Raw genomic sequence first — 24,536 nt, 5'->3', positions numbered from 1 at the left:
TTCCCCCTAGTTTACGTAAGTTTGTGCTCTCCTTTCCAGAGATCTTTTAGATTTTCTCGTTCACGCACAACATGAACGGTATTTCCTTCCACCATTAGCTCTGCGGGACGGCAGCGGCTATTGTAGTTAGAGGCCATAACGAAGCCATATGCACCGGCACTTCTTACGGCTAAGTAGTCGCCACTTTCGATGGCAAGCTCGCGGTCTTTTCCAATAAAATCACCGGTTTCACACACCGGTCCTACAACGTCGTAAGTGTAAGTTTCGCGCGCTAAACCTTCTTCAACCGGAATGATGTTCATCCAGGCAGAGTACAATGAAGGGCGGATAAGGTCGTTCATGGCCGCATCTACAATGGCAAAGTTCTTTTCAACACCGGATTTCACAAACTCTACTTTGGTTACCATAATACCGGCATTCGCTGCGATGGCCCGGCCGGGTTCCATAATGAGTGTGAGTGCTTCACGGCCTTTCATTTTTTCTGCAATCGCGGCAGCGTATTCACGTGGATGCGGCGGTGTTTCGTTACGGTACGTTACGCCTAAACCACCACCTACGTCTAAATGCTTGATATGAATACCTTTAGCAGCCAGCTCGTCGATGAGTAATAACAAGCGTTCCAGCGCATCTACAAACGGGCCTGTTTCGGTAAGCTGTGAACCAATGTGGCAGTCCATACCCACTACATTTAAGTGTGGCAGGCTGTTAGCCAGCTCGTAAACAGCGATGGCGCGTTCGCGGGCAATACCGAATTTGTTGGCTTTCAAACCGGTAGAGATATACGGGTGGGTTTTCGCATCTACATCAGGATTAATACGTAGGGAAATGGGGGCTTGTTTGCCCAGTTTGCCTGCTACGTCGTTGATGCGGTGGAGTTCCGGCTCCGATTCCACGTTAAAACAATGAATGCCTTCCTGTAGCGCAAATTCGATTTCTTCCGGCGTTTTACCTACGCCCGAAAACACCACTTTGCTCATGTCGCCACCGGCAGCTTTTACGCGCGCCAGTTCGCCACCCGATACGATGTCAAAACCTGAGCCCAGTTTGGCTAGCACACTTAATACGCCAATGTTTGAGTTCGCTTTAACGGCATAGCAAATCAGGTGTGGGTGGTCGCCTAATGCTTCATCAAATGCTTTCCAGTGGCGCTCAAGTGTGGCGCGGGAATATATGTACAGTGGCGTGCCGTACTGGCTGGCAAGGTCTTTTACACTGACATCTTCGGCGTGCAGCGTTTGATTTTGATAACTGAAGTGATCCACTAGCGAACATCTCCGGATGAAGAGGGAGTTGCTTGAGCAGCGTTATTGGCGGGTGTAGCAGGGGCTTCTTTGGGCAAATACAACGCACCCCGATATCCACAGGCACTCAGCATACTTACCAGTGCCACTAGCATACATACACGTTTGGTCACGCGCCAACTCCCAGAGCAAAGAAAAAGAAGCCGATATCATCGCAGAGCGAAATTAAAATGCAAGCGACATCAGCCTTTCACGCGTCTTTGGACCAAATTTAACCTGTTGCCACAGCGCATTGCAGAGTTGTCGTGTATCAGACCAGTTACCCGCTACCAGCCAATCGAGCATTGGTGTGGGATCGGTAGGAAATTCAATGCCTTCGTTTTCTGGTTCACCCAGCCATTCTTCCACGGTATCGGTATCAAGTTGATACAGTGGCTGACAGAGGCCCAGGGTAATTAAGGTACGTAAATTGGAGAGTTGCTCAAACTGACCATGCAAAGGCTTAACCAGCAGTTTTTTGCCAAGTTGCAGTGATTCGCTGGCGAGTTCAAAGCCACCATTACTGATCACGCCTGAGCAGTGTTGCAGTGCTTGTCGGAAGCTGGGCTTTGAAGGGGGATTCCATTGAATGTGACCCTGCACAGACGGCGCTTTGATTTTAGGGTGGAAGCACACAAACTGCTGTTCGGTGAGGGGCTCCAATAACTGCTGGATGTCCCGTAGTTCTTCAAATGGCAGGTAAACCAGCGTATGCGCTTTACTGGGATGCATGGCTGGTTTATCAATAATAAACGGCGGCACTATGGGTTGATCAAAATGGTACCAGTGAACGCCTAACTGGATATCGGTAGGAGCAAATGCCCGCATAATCAGCCGGTCACTGAAGCTTTCGCCTTCACGCGGTACTTTATAAGCAAACGCAGCCTGGTGACTCACTGATATTGACGTGAGCCCTTGTTGTTTGGCCGCCCAGGCCGTAATGGGTTCAAAATCGTTGAGCAGGACATCGTAGCCAGACACATCAAATTGCTTAATGTCGCGAATAAGCTGTAACGGCTTCGCCTGTGTAAGGGTTTGCCACTGACTGACTTTGCCTTTAGACGTAACAAACGTCAGGCCATTGAAAGTACGGTAGTTTCCAAAGCATTCCATATCAAAATAGTCAGCGGGTTCGCGACCCGAAAAGACAAAATCTACGTCGATATCATTTCGCTCAGCCATGGCTGCCGCCATAATGCGAGCGCGGGCAATGTGGCCGTTGCCGGTGCCTTGTACGCCATATAACACTTTCATATTAAACCAGAATAGTCAGACTCAGCTGTGCAATCGTGATGCCTAGCAATGCACCAGCAATAACGTCGGTGGGGTAATGTACGCCCAGTAAAATGCGGGACAAACCAATTAAAGTGGCCCAGGAATACGCCAACACCGCAAAGGGCGGATAGAAATGCGCAATCATGGCAGCCATTAACCAGGCCGCCGCTGTGTGGCCGGAAGGCAGGCTAAACTTGTCAGAAGGGGTGACGTGTGCGGTAAGGTTACTGATAAAGTCGCAAGGTCTGGGTCGTTTAAATGCGCGCTTTAACATAACGTATACGGGTAATTCCAGGCCATAAGCCATTAACGCAGTGTACAGAAATAATTCACCGTATTGAGGCTCAAATCCCATCAGGGCCAGGCCAATGACTAAATACAGATAGCCATCGCCGGTGCGGGATAACCAGATGATTGCGCGACAATCGCGATTCAGCGTTAATCCATACAGCCAGTGAAACAAGACAGTATCGTATTTAGTGACGCTTTTCAGGCCCATACCAAAGGCTCCTGTTAGTTGACTGTGTCAGGTTAAAAAGCCTCTGTGAAGTGTGGGTGACACTTTTGCGAAACCTTTATGACAATGTCAAATAACGAAATTAATCACACAATTTATTGATTTAACGCCTAGCTGTGAAGGTCACACCAGTGCTATGCTTGCGGAACACACGCATGTTTCTGATAAAGGTATTACCATGGACTACAACACTTCTGAGTTATGTGATTTATTCGCCGATAATGTGGATGTGGTGGAGCCAATGTTCACTAGTTACGGCGGTCGCTATTCGTTTGGCGGAGAAATAACCACGGTTAAGTGTTTTGAAGACCGTGAATTAATCGACCGCGTACTGAGCGAACCTGGTGAAGGCAAAGTCTTATTGATCGATGGTGGCGGCTCATTGCGCCGTGCGTTACTCGATTCTGAATCCGCTCAGTTAGCGGTTGAAAATAACTGGGAAGGGATTGTTTGCTACGGCTGTGTACGCGAGGTCGATCTTCTTGAAGATTTTGATATCGGCATTTTTGCAATTAATGCCATTCCGGTAAATGCTGAGACACAAGGTATTGGTGAAGTAGACGTGCCAGTAAACTTTGGCGGGGTGACCTTCCTGCCGGAAGATCACCTGTATGCCGACAGCACAGGCGTGATTTTATCGCCTGAGCCACTGGATATCGATTAATCCGCAAATACTGCGTTTAAATACGCGGCAATTCGAATGCCTGCCTGCTGCAAACGCTGTTTTGCAGTAGGCAAATGTTCATACTGATAATCCCAGGACATACGATTCGCGTCTTCAGGGTAAATCGTATCCCGAATCACCGTACTTTCTGTAATCCATACTTCCGGATCTGTTGTTGACCAGTTCTTGATGTCCTGTTCTGTGATTTTGCGATCCAGCCAGTTAGTCCATTCAGTGAACGACAGATCGTGTTGCTCCAGCATTTGCGAATCCCACACGCGGTGCAGGTTTGAGTCTTCCCAGAAAAAGCGCACTTTTACATCATTGCCGCCTTTGTCGGTACCATTACCTGCGTGTAAAGGCTGATGTAAATCGCCAATAATATGCACAATAAAACGCAGCGCTAATTGTTTGTCTGCCTTTGATGCTTTTGGATCTTTAAGCGTTTTGGTGAAAGACGCTAACGCTGAAGCGGCATCGCCCTGCTCTGGCGCACCTACTTCGTGGTAGTGTTTTCCGGCGGGCACAGTAACGTAGTGCCATGGCCCGGCTGTTTTCTGCCAGAACACATCCGGATTAGAACGCATATCGTCGGCATAGGTGGATGCTTCGGCCAGCGATTCATTGGGAATTAACGCTTCAATCTGTTGCTTTGCTGATGGTGTAAGATGACGCTCGGCAATTTCTCCGGTGACACGGTGGCCGGTTTGACCCCAGCCTAATGCAGGTAAACTCATCACTATAGAGACTGCGCACACCAGTGAGGCTGATTTTGAAATAGCGCGTTGGAACATTCTGTCTTCCTTTGATACTTGTTATTTTGAATCGGGTTGATAACCCCAGCGTGCCATCAATGATTGGTCTACGCCCAGATGATCGAGAATCCTGGCAACCACAAAATCAACCAAATCACTGATCTGTTTGGGTTGGTGGTAGAAACCCGGTGCCGCCGGCATAATGGTTGCGCCCATCTTCGACAGCTTTAGCATATTTTCCAAATGGATCGTCGACAGCGGCATTTCCCGAGGTACCAGTATAAGCTGCCCACGCTCTTTGAGCACTACGTCGGCGCTGCGTTCTATCAGATTATCACAGGCACCTATCGAAATTGCCGACAGGGTGCCGGTTGAGCAAGGGCATACCACCATTTGTTTCGGCGCGGCAGACCCTGAGGCAACCGGGGCAAACCATTCCTCTTTACCGCATACGCGAATTTGGCCTGGTGTTGCGTTAAACCGACGGGTAAAAAATTCACTGGCAGCGTCTGGTTGCGCAGGGATCTTCATATCTTCTTCAGTAGCAAATACCACTTTCGCGGCTGAGGAAATCAATACAAAGATTTCCTGATAGCCTGCGGCAACCAGTTGTTCCAGCAGGCGCAGGGCATAAGGTGCGCCAGACGCGCCTGTAATGGCAAGGGTGATCGACTTTTTCATAATGGCCTTTTTTACGCTTTACCGGCTAATACATCCAATAGCTTCTGATGGATCCCACCAAAACCACCATTACTCATTATTAGCACGTGATCGCCAGATTGTAATTGCGTGGCGAGCTGATGAATAATGGCGTCTACACTTCTGAACACGTGACACGGCGCACTACTTTGTTTGGCCAACTGCGACAATGACCAGCCTAAATTGTCAGGTTCAAATAACAACACTTCATCGGCAGCCTGCCATGAATCCACGAGTTGTTGCTTGTGTACGCCCATTTTCATGGTGTTTGAACGCGGTTCCAACACAGCAAAAATACGCGCGTTGCCTACTTTTCGGCGCAGCCCGTCAATAGTGGTGTCGATGGCGGTAGGGTGATGAGCAAAGTCGTCGTACACGGTAATATTTTTAACGCAGCCCCGGATTTCCATACGGCGTTTTACATTTACAAATTCACTGAGTGCGCCAACGGCATCGGGTAGCGTAACACCGGCGTGATGGGCGGCTGCGATGGCCATCAGCGCGTTATCCACATTGTGCTGGCCAAGTAACTGCCAGTGCACTTCGCCTACCTTATCCTGCTGATAAAATACTGAGAATGCCGAACCATCCTGATTAATCAGTTCTGCATGCCAGTGGCGGCCAAGGTATTGTTGTTCGCTCCAGCAACCCCTTGCCAGCACGGTTTGCAGGTTTTCATCGTGCTGCGGCGATAATACCAGACCCGTCGCTGGTACGGTGCGCACCAAATGATGAAACTGGGTTTGAATCGCTGCCAAATCGGCAAATATATCGGCGTGGTCAAACTCGAGATTGTTCATCACCAGCGTGCGAGGACGGTAATGTACAAACTTAGAGCGTTTGTCGAAGAAGGCGCTGTCGTATTCGTCGGCTTCGATTACAAAGAAGGGGCTCGCGCCTACACGGGCTGAAATGCCAAAATTTTGAGGAATACCGCCAATCAGGAAACCCGGCTCAAGGCCCGCGTATTCGAGTATCCAGGCTACCATCGACGACGTAGTGGTTTTCCCGTGGGTGCCAGAAACTCCAATCACCCAACGCTCGGTGAGCAGGTTGTCGAGTAACCATTGCGGCCCGCTGGTATAAGGCAGATTGCGATCCAGTACATATTCTACCGCCGGATTGCCGCGCGACATGGCGTTACCAATGATCACCATATCCGGAACCGGATTAAACTGTGCCGGGTCGTAGCCTTCTGTGAGAGTAATGCCCAATGACTCCAACTGCGTGCTCATGGGCGGGTAAACATTGCGGTCTGAACCGGTTACGGTATGACCTAATGATTTAGCAATCGCGGCAATACCACCCATAAAGCTGCCACAAATCCCCAAAATATGTACGTGCATTAACCTTCCTGCAGTAATTTCATATCCGGATACTTTAACAGAAGCCTGCGGTGTTGCCTAAACATCTGATTTCCTTTCGGGGCCCAGTCAGTTTACAATCTATACAGGCTCGATTGCTGGCAGGCAGCAACGGAGAGAGCCAGCATTATGCCTCCCGTTTAATGCGAAGTTACCCTACACATAAAAAAGGCTTACGCAAATCATGAAACGACTTAACTCTCAACTGCAACAAGACGGCGCACCGCTTGAACTCATTCTGTTGATCAGAACCCTGCTGGCAGGCTGTAAGGAAATTTCCTTCCGGGTTAGCCAGGGTGCTCTGGCAGGTGTACTGGGTTCTACTCTGAGTGAAAACGTTCAGGGTGAAACGCAAAAGAAACTGGATGTGATTTCCAACCAGATACTGAAAGATATTCTAAAAGAATCAGGCTATGTTAAAGCCATCTCCTCTGAAGAAGAAGATGACGTTGTGCCATGTCACCCGGACGGCAAGTACCTGGTGAGCTTTGATCCGCTGGATGGTTCATCTAACACGGAAATTAACAGTCTGATTGGGACTATCTTCTCGATTGCCCACGCACCACAGTGGATGAAGCCAAACGACCCGTCGGCGTTTTTGCAGCCGGGTACGCAAATGGTTGCCGCCGGTTACGTATTGTACGGCCCGTCAACTATGCTGGCCATGACCACTGGCCGCGGCACACACATATACACATTGGATAAAACCCACGGTGGTTTCCTGCTGACCCACGCCAATATTCAAGTGCCGGCAGAAACGTCTGAATTTGCCATTAATGCGTCTAATCAGCGTCACTGGGAAGCGCCGATGCAGAACTACATTACCGACCTGCTGGCCGGTGAAGAAGGTCCGCGTGGCAAAGACTACAACATGCGCTGGGTTGCGGCGATGGTAGGTGATATTCACCGCGTGCTGTGTCGTGGTGGTATTTTCATGTACCCCTTCGATAAGCGCAACCCGGCTAAGCCCGGTAAACTGCGTTTATTGTACGAAGCCAACCCAATGGCCTTCCTGATGGAACAAGCGGGCGGTTTGGCGTCTACCGGTGAGTGTCGGATCATGGAAGTGATGCCCACAGAAATTCACCAACGCGTGCCGGTTATTCTCGGCTCAAAACAAGAAGTTGAGACCTGTCTGAGTTATTACGACTAATTGGTTAGTAAAAATAGCCCATGAGTATGGCTGAAAATAGCCACATGGGTTTTTATTTTTGTTGTGTTGGCCTTATACTTGTCGCACTTTTTTTCGATTAACTAAAGGACAATTAAGCATGAGCTTGAATGCCGTACCTGCAGGCAAGAAACTGCCTGATGAAGTAAACGTAATCATTGAGATCCCAGCACATGCTGATCCAGTGAAATACGAAGTAGACAAAGAAACCGGTGCAATTTTCGTTGACCGTTTCATGGCGACTTGTATGCACTACCCAACTAACTATGGTTATGTGCCAAACACGCTGTCTGAAGATGGTGACCCGGTAGACGTGCTGGTAATTACGCCATTCCCTCTGCTGGCTGGCTCAGTAATCAAGTGTCGTCCAATCGGCGTACTGAACATGACCGACGAATCAGGTAAAGATGCCAAAGTACTGGCTGTACCAATCGACAAACTGTCTACTTTGTACCGTGAAGTGTTTGAAACGTCTGACGTTCAACCGCTATTATTAAAGCAAATCGAGCACTTCTTCGAGCACTACAAAGATCTTGAAGCTGGCAAATGGGTGAAAGTTGACGGTTGGGCAGACGCCGCCGCCGCTAAAGCTGAAATTGTAAACAGCGTTAAGCGTTACGAAGCAGGCGAATAAGCCGTTAAGCATTTTGTGCTCATCTGTTTGAAGGCTCGTGAAAACGGGCCTTTTTTATTGTTGGGGTTTTCATGGTTAAGTTGTTGTCTTTTAAATTGATTTATACAGGCTTATTGTTGTTATTTGCCATGGGTACTGCGACGGCGGCTGAGCCCATCGAATTGTACTGGGAAGATTTAGTGCCAGCGGGCTTTAATGAACTGGCTCCGGGAAAAACTGATCACAACAATAAAATGGCGCAGGTACAGCCGAATGCGCCAGTGGTAGAGGTATATAATAATAAGCGGGTGAAATTACCGGGATTTATTGTACCGCTGGAAGGCACCGCCGAATTGACTACCGAATTTTTACTGGTACCGTTTTTTGGCGCTTGTATTCACGTTCCACCCCCTGCGTCGAATCAAATCGTGTATGTCAAAATGGACGAAGGTGTGCCGGTAGAAAACCTGTATGACGCGGTGTGGGTAGAGGGTGTATTCAATACCGTGCGCTGGGAAGGTGATATCGCGGCGGCGGGCTACAGCATGCAAGGCAAAACTGTAACGGCATATTAATCAGGCGGGTCTGTGCGTTGCATATTGCACCGGCTCGTGCGATAACAGGCATTCACACCCACAGGTTCAGGGAGAGACTGATGTCGGAAAACGTGCTGTTAAGCGCCTCATTTAATCCAGCGGTAAAACAGTACTGGCTGATGAGCTGGTTACTGGTGTCAGTGCTTACCTTAATAGGTATCCCTTTACTGATTCTTTCTATCCCCATTTTTTTGCTGGTGAGCGGTAAAATGCTCAGCGCAATGTCGGCTACGCTTACCGAGCGCAAGCTGGTAGTCAAACGCGGTATATTGTTTAAGGTGGAGAAATCCATCCCACTGGAAAAAATAACCGACGTAGCTATGAGTCAGGGGCCACTCATGCGTGCTTTCAATTTGCAGCGCCTGAGCTTCGAAACCGCTGGTCAGTCAGGGCCTGGAGCGCTGGTATCGCTAATTGGCATTGTCGATGCTGCCGAATTCCGGGAGGCCATATTAACGCAAAAAGACAATATGACCGCCAAACCAATATCCAGCCAGACAAAAGACGAGTCAGGTGATACCGGGTTGGAGGAATTAACCGCTAGCGTAAAACGCATTGAAGCCTTACTAGAAAAGCTGGTGGCAGCTAAATAATCTCAGTGCCACCTGCTGTGTTTATGCCATTTCCAGCTTACCGACGGTAGCCAGTCCATCGTCGGTTAATCTGACTTTGCGGATGCCATTCACAAAGAGATAGCGTTTACCGTCTTCACCTACTATATGGCCAGGATCGATACAACCGTCGATGCTGTCTGCCCAGATAGCATAAATTGACCAGCCTTCGCCTTTCGGGTCGGCACAATGTAATAGCACAGATTAAAAAGCCACCAGTATTTCCCATTTACTTAATTTGTTAGTGTGTTTGCGAAAATTGTGAACGGCGCTGCGAGGCAGGAAATATCGGCCAGTCAGGCCTGTATTCAATCAAAAAAGCATAATCATGAATAAATATGCATAAATTTAGACTTTTTAATAATACGCGTGTCAGGTATATTTTTGCTAAAAATACGCTTCGTAAAAAATAATTCTAACATCGCGCGGCTCGGGCCGGATTTGTCGAATCACTGAACAGTTTTCGGCAACAACGTCCCACAGAAATAAAATAAGCCTTGAATAGAGGCAGATAAATCCAAAACTCATTATTACAATTCAGGACAACAATATGCGTAACTGGCTTTTAGCTGTTGCTTTACTTTTGCCGTGCTCGGCATTCGCGCAGGAATCCGCCGACAGTGGTGACACTGCCTGGATCCTTACTTCTACCGCACTGGTGTTATTTATGACCCTGCCAGGATTATCGTTTTTCTACGGTGGTCTGGTACGCAGCAAAAACGTGTTGTCTGTGCTCATGCAGTGTTTTGCCATTGCATGCGGCGCATCACTCATTTGGTTAATTGCGGGATATAGCCTGGCCTTCACTGAAGGCAACAGCTTTATTGGTGATTTCTCTAAAGTGTTTCTGGACGGCGTCACTAAAGACAGTTTGTCGGGTACTATTCCAGAACCATTGTTCTTTATGTTCCAGCTTACGTTTGCCGTTATCACGCCTGCGCTGATGGTAGGGGGCTTTGCTGAGCGTATGAAGTTTTCTTCCGTACTGATTTTTGCGCTTGTGTGGCTTGTGCTGGTGTATTTACCCGTGTGTCACTGGGTGTGGGGCGGCGGTTGGTTAGCACAAATGGGCCTACTGGATTTCGCTGGCGGTACGGTTGTGCACATTACGGCAGGTGTGGGTGCGCTGGTGGCCGCACTGGTTATTGGTAACCGAAACGGTTATGGCAGCTCGTCCATGATTCCACATAATCTAACCATGACGGTTGGTGGTGCAGGTATGCTGTGGGTAGGTTGGTTTGGCTTCAACGGCGGGAGTGCTGTAGCAGCTAACGGTGACGCGTCAATGGCTATGCTGGTTACACACATCAGCGCAGCGGCGGGTTCGCTGGCGTGGATGACACTGGAATGGGTGAAATATGGTAAGCCGTCTGTACTGGGTATTGTAACCGGTATGGTTGCGGGGTTGGGCACTATTACGCCGGCATCGGGATTTGTTAGTCCGGCAGCGGGTCTGGTGATCGGTTTAACGGCTGGCGTAATTTGCTTCTACTGTACTGTATTGATTAAGCAAAAGTGGAAAATCGATGATTCGCTGGACGTATTCCCGGTGCATGGTGTGGGCGGTATTTTAGGTACACTGCTTGCCGGTGTATTCTGTTCACCAGAGCTAGGCCTGTTCAGCGGCTATGGCTTTGGTGGCGACAACACCAGTATTGGTGATCAGGTAACTGTGCAAATCATTGGCATTGTAAGCGTATTTGCTTACACCGCGGTGGTGTCATGGATCCTGCTGAAAGTGGTAGCGGTGTTAACCAAAGGGTTGCGCGTGGATACCGAAACAGAACATCAGGGCCTGGATATTTCCAGTCACGACGAGCGCGGTTACAACCTGTAATTCAGCTCTGGTTATTCCTGTACGTCAATGCACCGCTAGCCGGTGCATTGTTGTCTTGGACGATGGCATTGTTTCTGTGCAGGGATTAGCTTGTTTATTCAAATCATGTTTTGATTTGATTACCGAGCGCAATCACATCAACTGATGTTTCTGTGTGGATGAGGTAACAGGCTAACGGCCCAGCGATGGGCTGGAACTCTACATATAAATACCGGTGTGCTGTTGATGGTAAGACTGAGATTGTAGAGTAACAGCAGGGTTCTCAGCGCTAACCATACAACTGTTCAGCGCGATTAAACAGCACCCAAGAGGTGAGGATATATTTGTTGTCTGAAACCGGGATTTGGCCTCGGTGAGTGTGAGTAAAATAGGCTGGGGCGATCACCATGCGGCCAGCTTTTGGCTGAATAGATACATTTTGATAATAAAAATCGGTACTGCCGCCTTCTTCTACGTCATTCAGGTAAAACATAAATAGCAGAATGCGGTGCAGGGCTTCGTTGTGTGGTGCCTGTGGAAACACCTCTGAATGCCAGTAAGGATAGCCGCCATGGCCTTTTTCATAGCGCTGGGCGTTGATATCGCCCAATCGGAACAAGTGCTGAATTAACATCGGCAATTGTGGTAATCCCAGGGTTTCAAAGTTCTCTGATGTGAGTTTTACCGGTTGGCCAGTATTGGGATCAGGAAGTGTTAGTCCAAGCGGCCCTACTATGGCGAAGTAGTACTTTTTCAGGTAATTAAAAATGGCATTACCACATACCTGAAATACCTGCTGGTGATAGGACTGGAATTCCGGGTTATGTGAAAAAGACACATCCATTGAGCGCTTCTTGTCGGTGTCTACACCTCCACCGGTGCGCCCCGGTGCTAATTGCCCGCTGGCATCGAAGGTATTAATAATGTCGCTGCACAACTGGGCGGGTAACGCATTATCAATCACTTCAATGAATGTGGTCATGTTACTTACTCGTGGCCTTCTGGCAGCAGGTGCTCGCTTAATGCGGCTTTGATATTGTCGGGGATTGCTGCGGTTTTCTGTGTCTCGTAATTGTAGTGCACCATGGTGGTAGTGCCAGAGTTACAGCGCTTACCACCCTGCCAGGCTTCCTGATAAGCCTCGAAAGAGCTGTTTCCAATGCGTTTAACCCAGGTTTTAATGGTAACGGGTTCGCCATAGAAAATTTGCGCGTGAAAATTTACCTGATAACTGGCCAGTATCAGTGGCCAGCTCTCCAGCTCAAGCGAGGGGGTAAACATTTTGAACAAGGGGGTACGGCCTTCTTCAAACCACACCACCATTACGGTATTCCCTACATGTCCTGCGCCGTCAGTTTCGCTGAAACGCACATTGGTTGTCATTTCAAACATATTACACCTGCTTAAGAAGCGGTTTTAAGAAACGGCCAGTATGTGAAACCGGGCTTTCAGCAATGTCTTCCGGCGTGCCTTCGGCAATGATCTGTCCGCCGCCTGAGCCACCTTCCGGTCCTAAATCTACCAGATAGTCGGCCGTTTTAATGACGTCCAGGTTGTGCTCAATGACTACCACAGTGTTGCCGTGATCGCGCAGGCGGTGCAGCATACCCAACAGCTGTTTAATATCGTGGAAGTGCAAACCCGTAGTCGGCTCATCCAGAATATACAGGGTTTGGCCGGTATCGCGTTTAGACAGTTCTTTGGCCAGTTTTACACGCTGAGCTTCACCGCCCGATAACGTGGTAGCAGCCTGACCTAAGCGAATGTAAGACAAACCAACATCCATCAGGGTTTGCAATTTGCGGGCAATAGCTGGAATCGGGTCGAAGAACTCGCGGGCATCTTCAACGGTCATTTCCAGTACCTGATGAATATTTTTATCCTTGTATTTAATTTCCAGCGTTTCGCGGTTGTAGCGCTTGCCTTTACAGACATCGCACGGCACGTATACGTCGGGCAGGAAGTGCATCTCAACTTTTATTACCCCATCGCCCTGACAGGCTTCACAGCGACCGCCTTTTACGTTGAAGCTAAAGCGGCCAGGCTTGTAGCCGCGTGAACGGGCTTCCTGCGTGCCGGCGAACATTTCGCGAATGGGTGTGAATATGCCAGCGTAAGTTGCCGGGTTTGAGCGCGGTGTGCGTCCAATTGGGCTTTGATCGATATCGACCACTTTGTCGAGTTTATCCAGGCCGGTAATTGACTTATACGGTGCTGGCTCACTGGTAGTGGCGTTGTTAAGTTCACGGTGTGCTATGCGATAGAAGGTATCGTTGATCAGGGTAGATTTACCCGAGCCTGAAACACCCGTTATACAGGTCATCACGCCTATCGGGATACGCAATGTCACGTCTTTCAGGTTGTTGCCCGTTGCGCCGGTTAATTCCAGCCATTGGCCGTCTTTCGCTTTGTTGCGCTCGGCAGGTACTTCAATTTTCTCGCGGCCAGACAAGTATTTTCCGGTTAGCGAGTTTTCGTTATTCAGAATGTCATCCAGTGTGCCCTGGGCAATGATTTGACCGCCATGCACACCCGCGCCAGGGCCAATATCAATAATATAATCGGCTTCTTTAATGGCGTCTTCGTCGTGCTCTACCACCAATACGGTATTACCCAGGTCGCGCAGGTGGGTGAGGGTTTTCAGCAAGCGTTCGTTGTCACGCTGGTGTAATCCAATTGAGGGTTCGTCGAGAACATACATCACCCCAACAAGGCCCGCTCCAATCTGACTGGCGAGACGAATTCGCTGCGCTTCGCCACCGGAAAGCGTATCAGCACTGCGCGACAGTGACAGGTAGTTCAGACCCACGTTTACCAGGAAGCGCAAGCGGTCGAGAATTTCTTTTAATATCTTGTCAGCTATCTGTGCACGTTGACCCGACAAATTCAGATGCTCAAAAAAGTCGTAAGCACCGGCAATCGACATATCTGCAATAGCAGGTAAGTTGGTGCCTTCAATGAATACGTGGCGAGCTTCTGTGCGCAGGCGCGTGCCGCCGCAACTGTTACAAGGTTGCTGGCTCAGGAACTTGGAGAGTTCTTCGCGAACGGTATTGGATTCGGTTTCACGGTAACGGCGTTCCATATTCGGGATAATCCCCTCAAATGGATGCTTGCGCTCCATAATATCGCCGCGATCGTTGATATAGCGGAAATTGATCGACTTGCCCTTAGAGCCGAACAGCACAATGTTTCTGTGTTCATCGGATAATTCGTTAAGTGGTACCGTAAGACTAAAGCCGTAATGATCAGCTACCGCCTGCAGCATTTGAAAATAATAGTAGCTGCGCTTATCCCAGCCACGAATGGCGCCGCCAGATAAACTGATTTCGTCATTGGTAACCACTTTGAACGGGTCGAAAAACTGGCGTGTACCCAGACCATCACAGGTGCCACAGGCACCGGCCGGATTGTTGAAAGAGAATAAACGCGGTTCAAGTTCACTAATGCTGTAGCCACAATGCGGACAGGCAAAGTTAGCTGAAAAGATGATTTCCGGCGTATCCGGTTCGTCCATGTACGCTACTTTGGCATTTCCTGCCGACAGCGCCAACGCCGTTTCAAAGCTTTCAGCAAGACGCAGTTGCAAGTCGTCGCGCACTTTAAAGCGGTCGATAACCACCTCGATGGTGTGTTTTTTGTGCAAATCTAATTCGGGTGGATCCGACAAATCACACACTTCACCGTCGATACGTGCCCTAATGTAACCTTGTGCCGCCAGCGACTGAAGGGTTTTAACGTGTTCGCCCTTTCGGTTTTGCACTACTGGTGCTAGCAGCATCAGCTTGGTGCCTTCCGGTAATTCCAGTACGCGGTCGACCATTTGAGAAATGGTTTGGGCATCCAGTGCTACATCGTGCTCCGGACAGCGCGGCGTGCCTACCCGGGCAAACATTAAACGCAAATAATCGTAGATCTCGGTAATCGTACCCACGGTTGAGCGCGGGTTGTGCGAGGTGGATTTTTGCTCAATGGATATCGCCGGAGACAACCCCTCGATGTGATCAACATCGGGTTTTTCCATCATCGACAAAAACTGACGCGCGTAAGCTGACAACGACTCAACATAACGTCGCTGGCCTTCAGCGTATAAGGTATCGAACGCCAGAGATGATTTCCCGGAGCCTGACAAGCCGGTGATCACCACCAGTTTGTCACGGGGAATAGTGATATCGATATTTTTCAGATTGTGGGTGCGGGCACCGCGAACTTCTATGTTATCCATTCGAACCTGATTGCGAGACAAAAGAAACAGTATGCCATAACCGGCGACCTCTTGAATATGCCACTTTGCCGAAATCAGATCAGTAGGTGTACACAAAGGGCAGGTGGTAGGTACACAGTGGTAAAATGTGCTACACTGCGCGCCCATTTTAACCAAGCAACAGAGAATCCACTGCCTTGAATGCTTTAGAAGTCCGGGCCGCTTGCACACTGGCGCTAGTTTACGTATTGCGTATGTTAGGGTTGTTTATGGTAATGCCAGTACTGGCCGTTGCCGCAGCGCAGTTTCCTGATTATTCACCTATGATGGTAGGCATTGCCATTGGGGGGTACGGGCTCACCCAGGCAGCGCTGCAAATCCCTATGGGTATGTTGTCTGATCGCTGGGGGCGTAAGCCGGTGATTTTGCTTGGTCTGTCGGTGTTTGCTCTGGGAAGTCTGGTTGCGGCACTGGCTGATACAATGGCCTGGATGATTGCAGGTCGTGTACTACAAGGCGCGGGTGCCATTGCCGGTGCAATTATGGCGCTGGCTACAGACGTTGCGCGCGAACAACAACGCGCCAAGGTGATGGCGATTATCGGCATTGCCATTGGATTTTCGTTTTATCTTGCAGTGCTGATCGGCCCCATTATTGCCGATAGTTGGGGCATTGCCGGTATCTTCTGGGTAACCGGTGTGCTGGCGTTAGCATGCTTGCCCATGGTGAAGTGGGCGGTGCCAGACAGCCCGCAGCGTGTTAGCGCTGAAACCCTGCCACGCGGTGACCAGGTGTGGGCTATGTTTGTCTCTTCGCAGTTATGGCGCTTAAACGTAAGCGTGATGCTTCTGCACATGATGATTACCCTGTTATTTGTGCAGATCCCACTGTCGCTGGTGGCGTTAGGTATGCAACTGGACAGTCACTGGACTTTGTATTTACCTGTACTGCTGGTATCTGTTGTGTTGCTCGGTGGCATGATGCGCAGCAGCCGGGGCAAAGCGCCAAGGCGTATGCTGATGTCGGCCATTGCCATGCTGCTGGTTGCTTTTGCCATGCTGGGCAGCGGTATGTTGAATTGGTGGTTTGTGGTTACCGCTATGGTAGTGTTTTTTACCGGCTTTAATTACCTTGAAGCAAACCTCCCTGCGCTGGTCTCCAGTATTGCACCTGCCGGCCAGAAGGGCACCGCAATGGGGATTTATGCTAGCTTCCAGTTCTTCGGTGCCTTCCTGGGTGGCGTGGTGTCAGGTTCAATTGCTACGAAGTTTGGTGCCCAAGGGGCATACATCAGTGGCATCGTGGTGGCGATTTTATGGGCCTTTATTATGATGGGGCTGCGCACTACCGACAAGTTTAAGCGGGTTACCCTTACTCTCGACAATGGTGTGCAGGTTGCAGCAGCTCAGCTGCAATTACTTGAGCGTCATTCCGGCGTTATTGAATGCTTATATGACGCACAACAGGGCCTGTTGTTCCTGAAAGTCGATAGTGACTTTAACGAACTTGAGGCCCGCGCGCTTATCAAACAGTGGGCGTAACTCAATGCCTCTGTTCTCCTCAACAGGTTCGAAAAACCTAAGTCAGCGTTTAACTAAATTAACGGCATAGTTAGACGCTATGTTTGATCCTTTTTGGATTTTGCAAGCAAGTTAATAAAATAATCATGCCGTCAAAAAGCAATAGTTCTCATTACTGTTCAATTATTGATTCTGTGCTGCTATTCTCGCATTATGCAACTTAAGTAGTAATGCTAACGCGTTATCTGATCCAGGCCGTACGGAAAAAATGATGAACAAAAAGCAAATAGGGATGTATTTATTTTGTGACAGCGAAGCACAAATTATGCTGGCTGAAAAAGCGGGAATAGACGGGATCATGCTGGACTGGGAAACCAGAGGAAAAGAAAGCAGACAAAGTGGTTACGACACACAGATCAACAACTTGAACATCGAAGTGCTCAACGCTGTGAGAAAATATTCTCAAAAGCCTTTAATGGTGCGTGTCAACGGCTTTTACGAAGGGACTCATTCCGAGGTTGAGTTAGCAGTTAGTGGTGGCGCAACACAAGTCTTACTGCCCATTGCTCATTCTGCAAAAGAAGTTGAGGAATTTATCTCTATTGTAGGGGATAAGGCCGAGCCCTGTATCATGATAGAAACGCAATCGTTACTTGATGATATTGCCAGTCTTAAAGAATTGCCTTGGAAAACTGCGTTTATTGGACTGAACGACTTAATGATTTCCCGCTCTGGAAATTATATATGGGATCCTTTGATAGATGGCACCGTGGATTGGATATACGAGCAACTTCCAGGGAGAGAATTGGGATTTGGAGGGATAACGTTACTGGAATATGGTTATCCGCTTCCGTTCAAATTGTTGGTAAAGGAAATGGCTCGACTGGGTTGCAGCTTTAGTTTCTTGCGGCGTTCATTTTACAGGGATATTCAAACGCTTGACCCGAGACAAGAATGCAATAAGGTTAGAGAGTATTGGGACACATGTCTGGCTCGCTCCATAACTGAAATTCAGAATGATCGGGATATCTTTATTCAAACGGCACAGGCGATAAAAAATGCCTTGTAAATTGTTAATGATGTACAGCACTCATCAGCCTTCAATACAACATATCGAAACAGCTGAACATTATCTGGGGTTAGATTCTGTAGTTGTTGCAACATCAGAAGAGCATGCAATTGAAGCGGCCAAAAGTGCTGAAATCATATTTGGCCATCGCTATTTACGGCAGGTTATGCCATTTTCAAAGCACCTGCACTGGGTACAATCTACTGCTGCGGGTATGGACAGGCTGCCACTGGATGACCTGAAAGCTAAGGGTGTAACCTTAACCCGCTCAACCTTGGGTAGTAAAACTATAGCCCGCCATACCTATACGCTGATGTGGAGTCTGATTCGCGGTTTGCACCATACCTTTCTAAACCAGCTAAACCAGGATTACAACACCAATATCCAGATTTTACCCGAACCCAAGCGGGTTTTGGTGCTTGGTACAGGCTCCATAGGTACGGAGCTGGCCGACATTCTGAATAAAGACCAAATTTCTGTATCGGGCGTGAATCGCTCAGGTAATAAGCCTCAGGGCTTTGAGCAGGTTTACACAGGTAAAAATTGGTATGCGGCGTTACCACAAACTGACGTGCTCATAATGGCATTGCCAGCAGACATTACGACAACCCATTGCGTTAACGCTGAGGTACTTGCAAACTTGCCGTCGCACGCGATAGTGATAAATGTTGGGCGGGAAGAAACTCTGGATACGGACGCATTGTGCAATGCGCTACTAAATAAACAATTAGGGGCAGCGGCGCTGGATGTAACACCACAGGATTATCGCAATAAGAATTCGGTGTTGTGGACAACACCGAACTTATTAGTTACACCTCACAATGCAGCACACAGCGCCGAGCGAGCATCGCATTTAGAGCATTTTTTCATTCAACAGCTTGCCAGATATACATCAGGACAGAATTTACTCAATAGCGTTTCGCTATAGCGCTGGAAAACATACGGCAATGTGGTTACATATTATTTCAGATGATAAGTTTACTCCGGGTTTAATTGATATGTTTGAAAAGGCAGCGCCCGATCGACATCAATTCTGTTTGTTATTTCCAAAAGCCGGAACTGATCTCGGTAAGTGCTTACCAATTAACAATGAGGCCGAATTCACCAGAGTGTTGACGTCCCGAAGCGATTGGCAGGGTATTATTTTTAATCCGCTCCCCCCTGTTTGCTGGCGTTGGTTGAAGCATATTCCCGCAAAAATGCGAGTGATCTGGTATGGATGGGGTTATGAAGGTTACCAAACCTGGCCAAAGCTGAAAGCACGGTTTACCTATTTGGAAAAAACCAAAGCCTGGGTTCAGCCCAAAGATTCGCTAAGCAATAAGATGAAGCAAGTTTTGGATGATCTTAAAATTTATTACGCCGGATATCGCTATCTTAGGCGGGTCGATGAGTTTGTATCATTACTTCACCATAATCATGTGGTGTATCAACAAGCTGGTCTGTTGGGAAAAAGAACGCGATATCGGTTTGGAGCAGTCGGTTCACTGTTTGATTTGGGATACATGGCGGCAAAGCCAGCTCCGGGTAAACATATTCTGTTTGGCAATTCAGCTACAGCTACCAATAATCATATGGAAGCCATTGATTGGCTGGTCGGCAAAGATTTGGACGACCGCAAAGTCATTACACCATTGAGTTACGGGCAAGACAGCTATAGAGACATGATATGTGAATATGCACAAGCCCGACTGGGCGAAAACTTTGTTCCTGTAGTTGATTACATGAGTTTCGACCAATATATTGCGCTACTATCGGATTGTGGCTTTATGTTAATCAATACTCTGCGCCCACAAGGTTTCGGTAATATTCTTATGATGCTGATGAATGGTGCTAAGTTAATTACCAACGATACACCTGCTTTGCGGACGTTAAGAGATTGGGGTGTACATGTGGAACTCATGTCTGAAGCGACCGCAGCTAAGGCGTTCACTCCATTGACCGAAGAACAAATTCAGCAGAATCGTATGGCTATTCAGCAACATGCCAGCCAAGCCAGAGTCATGGAGCAATTACATGAAATGTTGGGGGCAAAATCCGATGCCTAAGTTAACCCAACATTGTGTTGTAACAGAGCGCCCAGAAAAAACCTGGACGCTTTGTGTGCTTTATTATGCTTTTAGCGCAGGCACAACATGCAACACGCCCACTTCCACATTCACTACTTCCACTTCTGTTCCTGCTGGAATGGGAAGCTGACTCTTCACCGTCCAGTGAATGCCGGAATAGGCGTGGGTAGTAACCGCTGAAGGGCCAATGGCTTCCGCTAAGACAAAACGAACGCCATTGAGATCACTGGTGACGGGCTTTTTCTCTACCTGCTGTTGCATTTGCAGTAACGGGCGATACAACAATGCGGCCGACACCGCAGTAAGGATCCCTACGCTGATAAACGCATTCAGATACGTAGCAGGCACAATATCCAGGTAAAATAGTCCGGATGTGATCAGCGCTGCAATCCCAACAAATAACAGCACAAAAGTAGCAAAACCCAGAACGGCAATCTCAATGGCCAACAGTAACAGACCAATCACTGCCAGCGTAGAGGCCAAATTGTCTGATAACCAATCCATATCCGTTACCCTTTGTTCATTTTGTTAATGATTGCCATGGCTTGTGTAACCATACTGGCAGCATCGGTAGACCCATCAGGCAGCAGTACAATTGACGATTCACGGGCAATCGCTTGTTTGGCCTCAATGGCTTTGGTTGCCAAATCCAGTTGTATGGCTTTTTGACCTTCTTCGGTATCGGCAGCCGCACCCACTTTGCGCAAGGCTTCGGCCTGGGCTTCCGCAACCGCAAGGATGGCTTGAGCCTCACCCTCGGCTTTTAATACCTGCTCGGCTTTATCTGCCTCAGCGGCCAGAACCACTGATTGTTTGGCACCTTCTGCGCGGTTAATGGCTGCCTGGCGATCGCCTTCTGATTCCAGAATTTGCGCGCGTTTAACACGCTCTGCTTTCATCTGGGCTTCCATTGCTTCCATTACAGAATTGGGTGGCACAATGTCTTTGATTTCGTAACGCAGTACCTGAATTCCCCACGGACCACTGGCCTCGTTAATAGAAGCAACAATGTTGGTATTTAACTGGTCGCGTTCTTCAAAGGTTTTATCCAGTTCCATTTTACCCAGCTCGGAACGCATGGTGGTTTGGGCCAGTTGGGTAACGGCAAACACGTAGTCATCTACGCCATAAGTGGCCTTGTACGGGTCGAGTACGCGAAAGTACAGCACGCCATCTACATGCAGTGAAATGTTGTCTTTGGTAATAGCACTTTGTTCAGGCACGTCTACGGCCTGTTCTTTTAACGAACGGTCGGCGGCAACGCGGTCGATAAAGGGAAAAATAAAGTTTAAACCTGCTTCTTTGGTGGATTGGTACTTACCGAATCGCTCAATGACGAAGGCGCGGTTTTGCGGTACAAATTTGATGGAGATTTTGAGTACAATCACCACCAATACCAGTAAAAATAACTGGGGAGTTACTAAAAAATCGAGTAATACTTCCATGCTCAACATCCTCTTATTGTAATTGCCCTGGAGCAGGGCAGGCAGTTGAAGCATATACGATATTGATTGATTTAAACAATCTCTACTGCACTTAAAGCGCGTTTACGCTGGAAAGCGGTGGTATTGTCAAAGGGTTACTCCTCGTCTTTAACCTGCAATAGATCCCATTTGTTACCATATAAGTCTTCGAATATGGCTACCGTGCCGTATGCTTCATCGCGCGGGGTTTCGATAAAGGTAACGCCCTTGCTTTGCATGCTTTTATAGTCCCGCCAGAAATCATCGGTTTGCATGACGAACAACACCTGATCGCCAGCTTGTTTTCCCACCACCATTTCATCCAGTTGGCTGTGCGCCAGGTTCAGCATGATGCCGGTATTGGACAGACCCGGCGGATGCAATAGTACCCACCGAATACCGCTGTCGTGGGCTTCATTGGCCAGTAAGTCAAAGTTTAGCTTTTCAGTGAAAAACGCAATGGCTTCATCGTAATCACGTACCAGAAGGCCAACTGCATTGATACTCTGTCTTCTTTCGGCCATGTTAGGTCACTCCTGAAATTTGCACGACGTGTTGGCTAACGTTTTGACTAACATAACGAATTACCTAGAGCTGGAAAAGTATGAAAAGTACATTTCCTGGGATATAGCCTGCTTTTTACAGCTTTTTTCATATAGCGGTTGTGTTTAACACACAGTTTACATTATCATTTGTACTATAATAGTAATTAAAGGTGAGTGACGTATGTCTACATTTCAACGCTCTGCCAATGCCATCCGCATGCTGGCAGTAGATGCAATTCAAAAAGCACAATCAGGCCACCCTGGCGCGCCCATGGGCATGGCCGATATTGCCACTGTGTTGTGGCAACAGTTTTATCAGCACAATCCCGCCAATCCAAAGTGGGCAAACCGCGATCGTTTTGTACTGTCGAACGGCCATGCCTCCATGTTGCAATATGCACTGTTGCATTTGAGTGGGTACAACTTGCCAATAGATGAATTAAAACAGTTTCGTCAGTTGCATTCGAAAACGCCGGGCCACCCTGAATATGGTTATACCGAAGGCGTAGAAACCACAACAGGGCCTCTGGGCGCGGGTATTGCGAATGCAGTGGGCATGGCGATAGCCGAGAAAACGCTGGCGGGGCAGTTTAACCGCGAAGGCTTTCCGTTGGTCGATCATTATACCTATTGCTTCCTGGGCGATGGCTGCTTAATGGAAGGGATTTCTCACGAGGCATGCTCGCTGGCGGGAACGCTGGGCTTGGGCAAGTTGGTGGCGTTTTGGGACGACAACGGTATTTCTATCGACGGGCACGTTGAAGGTTGGTTTACCGATAATACCCCGGCGCGCTTTGAGGCTTATGGCTGGCATGTGATTAAAGATATTGACGGACATGACGAAGTGGCGCTGAAAGCCGCCATTGAAGTGGCTCAGTCGGTTACCGATAAACCCACCCTGATTTGCTGTAAAACCGTGATTGGTTTTGGCTCGCCCAATAAATCGGGTAGTCACGATTGCCATGGCTCTCCACTGGGGGATGCTGAAGTGGCAGAAGTGCGTAAGCAACTGGATTGGCCCTATGCGCCATTCGAAGTACCACAAGACGTTTACGCTCAGTGGGATGCAAACGAAAAAGGCAGTCAGGCCGAAGCGCAGTGGAATAAGCTGTTTAAAGAATACGCGGCGGCGTACCCTGAACTGGCTAAGTCTTTCAAGCGTCGGGTAATCGACCAGGCGTTGCCAGCAGATTTCAACGAAAAAGCCGATGCATTTGTGCGAAAGTGTCAGGCCGATATGCAGGACATGGCCACTCGCAAAGCATCGCAAAATGCGATTGGTTTTTTTGCCAATCAGCTACCGGAAATCATGGGTGGCTCTGCGGATTTGGCGGGGTCTAACCTGACACTTTGGCCACAGGCGAAAGGTCTTCAGGACGATGCAGCTGGTAACTATGTATTTTACGGCGTTCGTGAATTCGGCATGAGTGCCATCATGAACGGCATTGCCTTACACGGCGGGTTTATCCCCTTTGGCGCGACCTTCCTGATGTTCATGGAATACGCGCGCAACGCGGTGCGTATGGCAGCGTTAATGAAAGCAAAATCCATTTTTGTATACACCCACGACTCTATTGGTCAGGGCGAAGATGGCCCAACGCACCAGCCTATCGAGCAACTGGCTAACTTACGTTTAACGCCAAATCTGACTACCTGGCGTCCGTGTGACACAGTTGAGTCGGCTGAAGCCTGGCGTCAGGCACTGCTTAAGAAAGATGGCCCAAGCGCTTTAGTCTTTACGCGTCAGGGTACCAAGACGCAGGCACGCAGTGAGAGTCAATTGGCTGATGTGGCAAAAGGCGGCTATGTACTGAAAGATTGTGTGGGCCAAGCCGATGTCGTGTTGATTGCGACGGGTTCCGAAGTTCAGTTAGCCGTTGATGCGGCAACCGCTCTGGGCGAGCAGGGTGTGGGTGTACGCGTAGTGTCTATGCCAAGTACAGAGCAATTCGACGCGCAATCTAAAGCGTATAAGCAAAGCGTACTGCCTTCAGGTGTTGCCAGACTGGCCATCGAAGCGGCACATACCGACTTCTGGTATAAGTATGTGGGATTAGACGGCGACGTAGTTGGCATGCAAACCTTTGGCGAATCAGCCCCGGGCGGAGCGCTACTGAAACACTTTGGCTTCACAGTAGACAACGTGGTTGCCAGAGCCAAGGCATTGCTGGGTTAATCAATCCTACTCATAAAAAAGCCCCGACACGTATAAAACGTCCGGGGCTTTGTTATTAGGGCGTGTTGATCTTTGCTGTATTAATTTTGTTCGTTCTAGGTGTTCAGCGATCGCGGCGCATGTTCGCAG

At 48.7% G+C, this 24,536-nt stretch carries 25 protein-coding genes; 11 read left to right on the top strand and 14 right to left on the bottom strand.

What is annotated here, in order from left to right:
* Positions 1–11 precede the first annotated feature (11 nt).
* The 4 genes from lysA to FJ444_RS19075 are packed head-to-tail and all read right to left on the bottom strand — an operon-like array spanning position 12 to position 3,054.
* The gene (gene lysA / locus FJ444_RS19090) at positions 12–1,262 is read right to left on the bottom strand and encodes a diaminopimelate decarboxylase (RefSeq protein ID WP_140961137.1); all 1,251 of its coding nucleotides are present in this window, start codon (positions 1,260–1,262) and stop codon (positions 12–14) included.
* Positions 1,262–1,414 carry a lipoprotein gene (locus tag FJ444_RS19085; RefSeq protein WP_219993925.1) on the bottom strand — a complete coding sequence of 51 codons (153 nt, stop codon included), beginning with the start codon at positions 1,412–1,414 and terminating at the stop codon, positions 1,262–1,264. The genes lysA and FJ444_RS19085 overlap by 1 nt, the downstream gene beginning before the upstream one ends.
* Before the next feature lie 52 nt (positions 1,415–1,466).
* On the bottom strand, positions 1,467–2,534 hold the full coding sequence (locus FJ444_RS19080) for an MJ1255/VC2487 family glycosyltransferase (protein WP_140961136.1): 1,068 nt from the start codon (positions 2,532–2,534) through the stop codon (positions 1,467–1,469).
* A 1-nt stretch (position 2,535) separates the two neighbouring features.
* Entirely contained in the window at positions 2,536–3,054 is a 519-nt protein-coding gene (locus tag FJ444_RS19075) for a phosphatase PAP2 family protein (RefSeq protein WP_181405237.1), read from the bottom strand.
* Positions 3,055–3,250: 196 nt separating this feature from the next.
* Here FJ444_RS19075 and rraA point away from each other — a divergent pair, with 196 nt between their 5' ends.
* Positions 3,251–3,736, top strand: a complete 486-nt coding sequence (gene rraA / locus FJ444_RS19070; RefSeq protein WP_140961135.1) for a ribonuclease E activity regulator RraA — start codon at positions 3,251–3,253, stop codon at positions 3,734–3,736.
* Here the strand turns inward: rraA and FJ444_RS19065 are convergent.
* Genes FJ444_RS19065 through mpl form a run of 3 tightly spaced genes read right to left on the bottom strand, consistent with a single transcriptional unit; the run spans position 3,733 to position 6,536 of the window.
* The gene (locus FJ444_RS19065; RefSeq protein WP_140961134.1) at positions 3,733–4,530 is read right to left on the bottom strand and encodes a S1/P1 nuclease; all 798 of its coding nucleotides are present in this window, start codon (positions 4,528–4,530) and stop codon (positions 3,733–3,735) included. The two genes, rraA and FJ444_RS19065, sit on opposite strands and share 4 nt — an antisense overlap.
* A 21-nt stretch (positions 4,531–4,551) precedes the next feature.
* Complete coding sequence (locus FJ444_RS19060) at positions 4,552–5,172, bottom strand: flavin prenyltransferase UbiX (RefSeq protein ID WP_140961133.1); 621 nt, start codon at positions 5,170–5,172, stop codon at positions 4,552–4,554.
* A gap of 11 nt (positions 5,173–5,183) precedes the next feature.
* On the bottom strand, positions 5,184–6,536 hold the full coding sequence (gene mpl / locus FJ444_RS19055; RefSeq protein ID WP_140961132.1) for a UDP-N-acetylmuramate:L-alanyl-gamma-D-glutamyl-meso-diaminopimelate ligase: 1,353 nt from the start codon (positions 6,534–6,536) through the stop codon (positions 5,184–5,186).
* A gap of 202 nt (positions 6,537–6,738) precedes the next feature.
* Between mpl and FJ444_RS19050 the strand changes: the two genes are divergently transcribed.
* From FJ444_RS19050 to FJ444_RS19035, 4 genes are all read left to right on the top strand, one after another.
* Positions 6,739–7,707, top strand: coding sequence for a class 1 fructose-bisphosphatase (locus tag FJ444_RS19050; protein WP_140961131.1), 969 nt, complete (start codon positions 6,739–6,741; stop codon positions 7,705–7,707).
* A 118-nt stretch (positions 7,708–7,825) separates the two neighbouring features.
* Positions 7,826–8,359 (top strand): inorganic diphosphatase, encoded by a 534-nt coding sequence (gene ppa / locus FJ444_RS19045; protein ID WP_140961130.1) that lies wholly within the window; start codon positions 7,826–7,828, stop codon positions 8,357–8,359.
* Positions 8,360–8,430: 71 nt separating this feature from the next.
* Positions 8,431–8,913, top strand: coding sequence for a DUF3299 domain-containing protein (locus FJ444_RS19040; protein ID WP_140961128.1), 483 nt, complete (start codon positions 8,431–8,433; stop codon positions 8,911–8,913).
* 80 nt (positions 8,914–8,993) lie between these two features.
* Positions 8,994–9,527 carry a PH domain-containing protein gene (locus FJ444_RS19035; RefSeq protein WP_140961126.1) on the top strand — a complete coding sequence of 178 codons (534 nt, stop codon included), beginning with the start codon at positions 8,994–8,996 and terminating at the stop codon, positions 9,525–9,527.
* Positions 9,528–9,548: 21 nt separating this feature from the next.
* Here FJ444_RS19035 and FJ444_RS19030 read toward each other — a convergent pair whose 3' ends face one another.
* A complete protein-coding gene (locus FJ444_RS19030; RefSeq protein WP_219993924.1) occupies positions 9,549–9,746 on the bottom strand; it encodes a hypothetical protein in 198 nt (65 codons plus the stop codon).
* Positions 9,747–10,095: 349 nt separating this feature from the next.
* Between FJ444_RS19030 and FJ444_RS19025 the strand changes: the two genes are divergently transcribed.
* Positions 10,096–11,382, top strand: a complete 1,287-nt coding sequence (locus FJ444_RS19025; protein WP_140961124.1) for an ammonium transporter — start codon at positions 10,096–10,098, stop codon at positions 11,380–11,382.
* 268 nt (positions 11,383–11,650) lie between these two features.
* On the opposite strand, the gene FJ444_RS19020 is transcribed toward FJ444_RS19025, so the two are convergent.
* Genes FJ444_RS19020 through uvrA form a run of 3 tightly spaced genes read right to left on the bottom strand, consistent with a single transcriptional unit; the run spans position 11,651 to position 15,586 of the window.
* Positions 11,651–12,343 carry a 2OG-Fe(II) oxygenase gene (locus FJ444_RS19020; RefSeq protein ID WP_140961122.1) on the bottom strand — a complete coding sequence of 231 codons (693 nt, stop codon included), beginning with the start codon at positions 12,341–12,343 and terminating at the stop codon, positions 11,651–11,653.
* 5 nt (positions 12,344–12,348) lie between these two features.
* Positions 12,349–12,753, bottom strand: coding sequence for a thioesterase family protein (locus FJ444_RS19015; RefSeq protein ID WP_140961120.1), 405 nt, complete (start codon positions 12,751–12,753; stop codon positions 12,349–12,351).
* 1 nt (position 12,754) lies between these two features.
* Positions 12,755–15,586 (bottom strand): excinuclease ABC subunit UvrA, encoded by a 2,832-nt coding sequence (uvrA, locus tag FJ444_RS19010; RefSeq protein WP_140961118.1) that lies wholly within the window; start codon positions 15,584–15,586, stop codon positions 12,755–12,757.
* Positions 15,587–15,762: 176 nt separating this feature from the next.
* On the opposite strand from uvrA, the gene FJ444_RS19005 reads away from it, so the two are divergent.
* The 4 genes from FJ444_RS19005 (at position 15,763) to FJ444_RS18990 (ending at position 20,202) form a co-directional block, all read left to right on the top strand.
* Positions 15,763–17,106: an MFS transporter gene (locus FJ444_RS19005; protein ID WP_140961116.1), complete on the top strand. Its 1,344-nt coding sequence runs from the start codon at positions 15,763–15,765 to the stop codon at positions 17,104–17,106.
* A 247-nt stretch (positions 17,107–17,353) separates the two neighbouring features.
* Positions 17,354–18,154 carry an aldolase/citrate lyase family protein gene (locus tag FJ444_RS19000; protein WP_140961114.1) on the top strand — a complete coding sequence of 267 codons (801 nt, stop codon included), beginning with the start codon at positions 17,354–17,356 and terminating at the stop codon, positions 18,152–18,154.
* A 7-nt stretch (positions 18,155–18,161) separates the two neighbouring features.
* Complete coding sequence (locus FJ444_RS18995; protein WP_181405236.1) at positions 18,162–19,082, top strand: NAD(P)-dependent oxidoreductase; 921 nt, start codon at positions 18,162–18,164, stop codon at positions 19,080–19,082.
* 19 nt (positions 19,083–19,101) lie between these two features.
* A complete protein-coding gene (locus FJ444_RS18990) occupies positions 19,102–20,202 on the top strand; it encodes a TDP-N-acetylfucosamine:lipid II N-acetylfucosaminyltransferase (RefSeq protein ID WP_140961110.1) in 1,101 nt (366 codons plus the stop codon).
* Positions 20,203–20,265: 63 nt separating this feature from the next.
* Here FJ444_RS18990 and FJ444_RS18985 read toward each other — a convergent pair whose 3' ends face one another.
* From FJ444_RS18985 to FJ444_RS18975, 3 genes are all read right to left on the bottom strand, one after another.
* Positions 20,266–20,727 (bottom strand): NfeD family protein, encoded by a 462-nt coding sequence (locus FJ444_RS18985; RefSeq protein WP_140961108.1) that lies wholly within the window; start codon positions 20,725–20,727, stop codon positions 20,266–20,268.
* A gap of 5 nt (positions 20,728–20,732) precedes the next feature.
* Entirely contained in the window at positions 20,733–21,668 is a 936-nt protein-coding gene (locus tag FJ444_RS18980) for an SPFH domain-containing protein (protein WP_140961106.1), read from the bottom strand.
* 134 nt (positions 21,669–21,802) lie between these two features.
* Positions 21,803–22,210 (bottom strand): VOC family protein, encoded by a 408-nt coding sequence (locus tag FJ444_RS18975; RefSeq protein ID WP_140961104.1) that lies wholly within the window; start codon positions 22,208–22,210, stop codon positions 21,803–21,805.
* A gap of 202 nt (positions 22,211–22,412) precedes the next feature.
* On the opposite strand from FJ444_RS18975, the gene tkt reads away from it, so the two are divergent.
* Positions 22,413–24,407, top strand: coding sequence for a transketolase (tkt, locus tag FJ444_RS18970; protein ID WP_140961102.1), 1,995 nt, complete (start codon positions 22,413–22,415; stop codon positions 24,405–24,407).
* The last annotated feature ends 129 nt before the right edge of the window (positions 24,408–24,536 follow it).

Source organism: Aestuariibacter sp. GS-14 (genome assembly GCF_006494365.1).
Lineage (GTDB): Bacteria > Pseudomonadota > Gammaproteobacteria > Enterobacterales > Alteromonadaceae > Alteromonas > Alteromonas mangrovi.
This window is presented reverse-complemented; position numbering and strand designations above follow the sequence as displayed.